Annotated in this window: 7 protein-coding genes and 1 pseudogene; 1 reads left to right on the top strand and 7 read right to left on the bottom strand. The window is 69.3% G+C overall.

From position 1 onward, the window contains the following. Positions 1-26 precede the first annotated feature (26 nt). Positions 27-902 (bottom strand): sigma-70 family RNA polymerase sigma factor, encoded by an 876-nt coding sequence (locus HMPREF3086_RS13280; RefSeq protein WP_246830995.1) that lies wholly within the window; start codon positions 900-902, stop codon positions 27-29. 196 nt (positions 903-1,098) lie between these two features. On the opposite strand from HMPREF3086_RS13280, the gene HMPREF3086_RS19055 reads away from it, so the two are divergent. Beyond that, entirely contained in the window at positions 1,099-1,263 is a 165-nt protein-coding gene (locus HMPREF3086_RS19055) for a hypothetical protein (RefSeq protein WP_156482520.1), read from the top strand. Between the two features lie 625 nt (positions 1,264-1,888). On the opposite strand, the gene HMPREF3086_RS13275 is transcribed toward HMPREF3086_RS19055, so the two are convergent. From HMPREF3086_RS13275 to HMPREF3086_RS13255, 6 genes and pseudogenes are all read right to left on the bottom strand, one after another. Beyond that, entirely contained in the window at positions 1,889-3,424 is a 1,536-nt protein-coding gene (locus HMPREF3086_RS13275) for an acyl-CoA synthetase (protein ID WP_061916568.1), read from the bottom strand. Positions 3,425-3,444: 20 nt separating this feature from the next. Then, on the bottom strand, positions 3,445-3,636 hold the full coding sequence (locus tag HMPREF3086_RS19650) for a hypothetical protein (protein WP_246830994.1): 192 nt from the start codon (positions 3,634-3,636) through the stop codon (positions 3,445-3,447). Between the two features lie 126 nt (positions 3,637-3,762). Continuing rightward, a pseudogene (locus tag HMPREF3086_RS19935) lies at positions 3,763-4,143 on the bottom strand (exodeoxyribonuclease VII large subunit); the annotation flags it as partial. Then, positions 4,034-4,465: an exodeoxyribonuclease VII large subunit gene (locus HMPREF3086_RS13265; RefSeq protein WP_070722343.1), complete on the bottom strand. Its 432-nt coding sequence runs from the start codon at positions 4,463-4,465 to the stop codon at positions 4,034-4,036. The gene HMPREF3086_RS13265 and the pseudogene HMPREF3086_RS19935, both read right to left, overlap by 110 nt. A 427-nt stretch (positions 4,466-4,892) precedes the next feature. Further along, positions 4,893-5,450: a hypoxanthine phosphoribosyltransferase gene (gene hpt, locus HMPREF3086_RS13260; protein WP_070722341.1), complete on the bottom strand. Its 558-nt coding sequence runs from the start codon at positions 5,448-5,450 to the stop codon at positions 4,893-4,895. Beyond that, on the bottom strand, positions 5,451-6,002 hold a 552-nt coding region (locus HMPREF3086_RS13255; RefSeq protein ID WP_210401874.1), incomplete at its 5' end, for a TilS substrate-binding domain-containing protein.

Here is a 6,002-nt window from a genome sequence, read left to right as displayed (position 1 = left end):
CCCCGCCACGTCTCGCCGCCGCGTGCTCACCGCTGGTCGCCGCCCCGGCGACGGCGCAGCCCGGCGAGCACGTCGGGGTCCGCGCGGAAGTCGATCCGGCGGACCAGGCCGTCGGTGACGAGGAAGTCGAACGCCACCCGGGCCTCGCCGCGGTCGAACCACGCCGCGCCCGGTCTGTCGTCGACGAAGACGGGCAGCGCCGCGGCGGCCGCGCCGTTGAAGAACTCCGCCACGGCGTCGCGACCGTCGATGCGCGACGGGGTACCCACGCGCACGGCGACCGGGTCGCCGGTGACGACGACGTCCGGCGCGAGGAGCTCGAGGAGGCGGGTGAACTCGCCGTGCCTGGCCGCGGCGAGGAAGGCGTCGACGACGAGCCAATCCGCCTGCTCGCCGGTGTCGCCCGCCCCGGTGATCTTCGCGCGGGCCCTCGACGCCAGTTTGCGCGCCGTGGCCGGGAGGCAGTCGAGGATGTCGGCGACCGTGGCGAACTCGACCGAGAACAGGTCGTGCAGGACGAAGGCCACCCGCTCCGACGGGGTGAGGCGGTCGAGGACGACATGCAGCGCTGCACCCATCGAGTCCGCGAGCACCGCCTCCTCGGAGGGGCCCGGGGCCAGGGAGGCGCGGTCCGGCCCGGCGCGGTCGGTGTGTTCCGGGTCGCCGGGTTCGAGCGGCCGCGGCACCGACGCCTTGAGCCGGTCGAGGCACAATCGCGTGACGACGGTCGTTAGCCAGGCGGGCAGTGAGTCGATGGCCGCGTCGTCCGCGCGGTCGAGGCGCAGCCAGGCCTGCTGGACGATGTCCTCGGCCTCCGCATGGTCCCCCAGCAGGCGTCCGGCGATGCGGACGAGGCGAGGTCGCTCGCGCTCGAAGCTCGTCACCACGTCCACGCCCGTCACCCTCTCAGCCCACGCACGCTCCCACAATAAGGAAAAACCGTCAAAGCACCGGCCCGGTCGGCGACATCCGGCGATGATGAGACCGGCTACGGAGGCGACGCCGCTCGCCCGTCGCCACCGGCCGGGTCACGCCGGCGCCGCCCACCACAGACCGGCCGCCCCCTGACGGGGAGCCGTCGACAGCAAAGGACGAACAATGGGAAGTCTCGCCACGCTCGCCGCCGGATCCGCCGAGTTCGCACTCGACTCGGGCTCCACTCTCGCCGACATGGGGACGAGCCTGCCGTCGCTGGCGCTGTCCTTCCTCGCCGCGTTGCTCGACGGCATCGCCGTCGACCTGGTGGCCAGCGTCGCCGACTGACGAGCAGGACCGAGGCTTGACTGGACGAGATAAGAAGCGCATCATCTTCAGCGGGGGATGTGTGTGAGTTATCTCACAATCGGTTTCGTCAGGCCGGACGCGGCGTCCGGCTGCCAGCCCCCACCCTCACAGAAAGGGGCACCACCATGGGCAGCCTCGGAGTATTCGCAGAAGGTTCAGCTGCTTTCGGACTCAACTCGGGATCGACCGTGGCAGATGCCGCGACCAACCTGCCGTCCTTTTTCCTCGGACTCCTCGACTTCCTCGGCATCATGACCTCCGCCGACCTCACGGCGAGTGTCGCCTGACCGGCTCGGCCTGGGGGGAAGCAGGAACGAGAGCGAGATCCGACATCGGAGAAGCCGCCGACCGCGAGGTCGGCGGCTTCTCTCGTCTGCCTGCGAAGTGGGCGGACCGGGACGCGGGGTCGCCTCTCGGCGAGGGGCGCAACGCGGCTCCAGTCGAACGGAACTCCGCGAGGGCTGTGTGAGTGAGCCCGGGGGACACTGCCGCATCCCGATCCGCCCAGTAGAACCACGACGGTGCCAGATCTGTTCCCGCACACCGTCCGAGAGCTCCGCCACACTCCCCGGCGCCGCCTTTCACCGTCGCCGCCGGGTCCGCGTCAGGCGTACTGCTGCACGATCCGGCGCTTGACCAGCTTCCCGGTGGGCGTGCGGGGCAGCTCGTCGACGAGGTCGAGACCGCGGGGGATCTTGAAATCGGAGATCTTCCCCCGCAGGGAGTCGAGGATCTCCTGCGCGAGGCCCGGGTCGTCAGCGCGGTCCGCGGCGGGCACGACCACGGCGTGGACGCGCTCCCCCATCTCCTCGTCCGGCAGTCCGATCACGGCGACGTCCTCGACGGCCGGATGCAGGACGAGCGCGTTCTCGATCTCCTGCGGGTAGATGTTCACCCCGCCGGAGATGATGGTGAACGCTTTGCGGTCCGTGAGGTACAGGAAGCGGTCCTCGTCGAGGTATCCGACGTCGCCGAAGGTCGCCCACGTGGGATGGTCGGGGTGGCGCACGGACGCCGTCTTCTCCGGATCGCCGTGATAGGCGAAGCCGCCCTCGTCGTTCTGCCAGTAGATGGTCCCGATCTCGCCGGCCGGCAGCTCGTTGCCCTCGTCATCGCAGATGTGGGCGATGCCCTTGAGCCCGTCCCGTCCCACCGATCCGGGGCGCTCGAGTGCCTCCTGCGAGTTGATGAACGTGATGCCCATGCCCTCGGTCGCCGAGTAGTACTCGTGGATCACCGGCCCCCACCACTCGATCATGCGGCGCTTGACCTCGGGCGGGCACGGCGCGGCGGCGTGGATGGCGTGGGTCAGGCTCGACAGGTCGTACCTGGCTCGGGTCTCCTCCGGCAGCTTGAGCATGCGCACGAACATCGTCGGCACCCACTGCGAATGCGTCACCTTGTATGCCTCGATGAGCCGCAGCGCCTCCTCCGCGTCGAAGCGGTCCATGAGCACCACGGTCCCGCCGACGGAGTTGACCACGCCGCAGAAGCGCAGTGGGGCCGCGTGGTACAGCGGCGCCGGGCACAGGTAGACGCTGTCGGCGTCGAAGCCGTAGAGGAAGCTGAAGACCGGCGTGTAGTGGTCGGCCACCTCGTCGATCTGCCCCTCCGGCGGGTCCACGCGGACGCCCTTGGGCCGGCCGGTGGTGCCCGACGAGTAGAGGAAGTCGTGACCGCGCGGCTGATCCGCCGGAGGCTCGGTCGACTTGCCTTCGAGCAGCGATCGGTAGTCGTCGAACCCCTCGAGCGCGCCGCCGAACACGACCCGGTGCTCGACGCCCGGGTGGGCCTCCGGGGTGAGGTCGACGTGATCGGCGACCGGCGCGGAGACGAACAGGGCGCGGGCACCGCAGTCGCCGATGATGTACGACGACTCGTCCGGGGTCAGGTGATGGTTGATCGCGGCGATGTACAGGCCGGTCCGCAGGGCCGCCCAGTAGATCTCGAGCATCTCGAGCGTGTTGTCCGAGACCACGGCGATCGTCTCGCCGGGGCGAAGCCCCCAGTCATCGACGAGGACGTGCGCGAGCTGGGCCGAGCGGGCCTCCAGCTCGGCGTACGTGATCTGCTCACCCGTTGCGGGACGGATCACGGCGGGCTTGTCCGGGGTGGTGGCGGCGAAGGTTCCTGGATACATGTCCAGAGCGTATGTGTGATCTACAACACTGTCGGCTCTTTTGGCTCTCTGATCTTTCGCTGCCACCGCGCGCCGCGTTCCGGCGCCGTGCGGACCCACTCGAGGATCAGACGAGCAGCTCCTACCACTCCGGCCAGGGCGACGATCACGAAGACGAGTTCGCCCACGGCCACGGCCAGTCCGCCGATCGCAAAGGTCACCAGCACCGTCACTATCAGGGCGACCTCGACTGCTCGATTGGTCGCGAGCCGTTCGCCGGACCGGAGCCCCTGCTCGAAAGCGTGCTTCTGAGCCGCATCCGCTCGCGCGCGCTCGTCCTCGAGAGTCGCCTGCGCCCGGCTCAGTTCTGCTTCGACGGTTCGACACCGCGCTCTCGACTGTGCCAACCTACGCTTGACCTCCTCGAGCTCGGTCGGCTCCCCGGCCACCCGGGTCCCCGGGCTCTTGATCCCGGTAACCCTGGGGACCGAGCGGGAGCAAAGCTCGCGAAACGCCCACCCGAGCCCTTCTCCGAGCGAGCTCGGAGTGCCCCGCGACCCTCTTGCCGCGCAGTCGATCGCGAGCCGGTCACTCTCGTGCCCGATGGCCGTGAAGACGGGCATCGGCATGTCATGTACCGCCTTGACCACCTCGAGTGAGTGAAACGGCCAGAGATCGGACCACGGCCCCCCCACCCCGGACGATGCACACGGCGTCGGCCCGGCTCTCGGGCACCTCATCCCGCAGAACCCGGACCAACTCGTCCGCCACACCGGCCCCCTCTAGCCTGAACGGGACGTGGACCAACTGGGGGCGGGGGAACTTCTCCGCACCCTTCCGCTTCGCGGTGCTCCAGAATGCGGCGCAGAAGTCCTCGTACGCCCGAGAGCTCTTACCGGTCACCACCGCGATACGGGACGGGGGTCGGTCGAGGGTCAGCTTCTGTCTCGTTTCCGAGGGGCTGAGTCGATCCGGGGGGATCCCGAGATCCTCGAGCGTCGACGGAAGACGATTTAACTGCGCCTGGAGGCTGCCGACCGCGTCGAAGTCATTGATGTACACGCCGGTGGCGCTGACCTAGATGGAGGTCCTCCGCACCTCGGCCGTGCCTATCACCACGACGCATCGGCCATCGGCGAGGCACTCCTCCAGAGGGTGACTCCACCTCGACTCCAGCCCCTGCCGGATTCTCCAGATCTGGTTGGCCGGGATCCAGACGCGGACCACATCTGGACAGTCCGAATCTCTCCCACAGAGATCGAACGAGACATAGTGGGCGTCGACCCGTGCGTTCCGGCATTCGCCCTCGACCTTCACCGGTTCGGCGGCGAGGGCTCGCCCCAGCGTCTCGCACAACTCGCGCGGATCGACCGCTCTGGTCCCGACTCGTGTCACTTCTTCCCTCTCGCCTCGGTTGTCACCGCGAACATAGGCGAGTGGTCCGACAAGCGGGGCGGGCAAGGGAGTCAGCCCAGGACGACCGGGCAGGTCAGGAGTACATGCGCGGGTGCAGGCGGCCGATGTACGGCAGGTCGCGGTACCGCTCGGCGAAGTCCAGGCCGTAGCCCACCACGAACTCGTTGGGGATGTCGAAGCCGATCTCGAGGATGTCGAGATCGGCCTTCACCGCGTCGGGCTTGCGCAGCAGGGTGACGATCTCCAGCGAGCGCGGGTTGCGGGTCTTGAGGTTGCGCATCAGCCACGACAGGGTGAGGCCGGAATCGATGATGTCCTCGACGATGATCACATCGCGGTCGGCGATGTCGCGGTCCAGGTCCTTGAGGATCCGCACGACGCCCGAGGAGCTGGTGGACGAGCCGTACGAGCTGACGGCCATGAACTCCATCTCGGACGGGATGGGCAGCGCGCGGGCGAAGTCGGAGACGAAGATCGCGGCGCCCTTGAGGACGGCGATCAGCACGACCTCCTTCTCGACATCCGCGTAGCGCTCGCCGACGGTGGCGGCCATCTCGGCGATCCGCTCCCGGATCGCGTCTTCATCGAGGAGTACGGACTCGATCTCGTCCGCGTACTTGTCCGTGGTCATCTACGTCCCCGCTCCGCTCGCCCGGTCGATCTCCAGGACCACTTTTCCATGCCGACGCCGGGCGACCAACCTGGCCGTCGGGCCCACCCCGCGCGTCCCTGCGGGTCCGGTGCCCCCGACCGCGACGCCGCCCTGTCCGCGCCAGTCCGTGACGAGCGCGGCCACCGCCGTCAGGTGCGCGTACGTCGGGGAGATGACCCCCCGGGACAGCAGCCAGCGGCGCAGGACCCGGGTGAGCACGGCGGTCGACAACCGCTCCAGTCGGCTCACGTCCAGTGCGCCGTCGTCGCCGACGGGAACGGCCTCGGCGAGGCGGTCGAGCTCGTCGTCGTCGACCCTCGCCAGTTCCGCGGTACGCGCCAGACCCTCGGCGACCCCACCGCCCAGGACGTCCTCGAGCAGCGGCAGTACCTCGTGACGCAGGCGGACGCGCGTGTACGTCGGGTCGGTGTTGTGCGGATCGTCCCACCAGGTCAGGCCGAGGCCGCGGCAGGCGGCGCGGGTGTCGGCGGCGCGTACGCCGAGCAGGGGGCGGCCCCACGGCGCGTCCCA

Source organism: Dietzia sp. HMSC21D01, from assembly GCF_001815995.1.
GTDB classification, from domain to species: domain Bacteria; phylum Actinomycetota; class Actinomycetes; order Mycobacteriales; family Mycobacteriaceae; genus Dietzia; species Dietzia cinnamea.
This window is presented reverse-complemented; position numbering and strand designations above follow the sequence as displayed.

What these genes read in the sequence shown, in the direction of transcription:
- hpt (WP_070722341.1), bottom strand. Translation starts at nt 5,450, where the DNA reads ATGACCACGGACAAGTACGCGGACGAGATCGAGTCCGTACTCCTCGAT.
- HMPREF3086_RS19055 (WP_156482520.1), top strand. Translation starts at nt 1,099, where the DNA reads ATGGGAAGTCTCGCCACGCTCGCCGCCGGATCCGCCGAGTTCGCACTC.
- HMPREF3086_RS13275 (WP_061916568.1), bottom strand. Translation starts at nt 3,424, where the DNA reads ATGTATCCAGGAACCTTCGCCGCCACCACCCCGGACAAGCCCGCCGTG.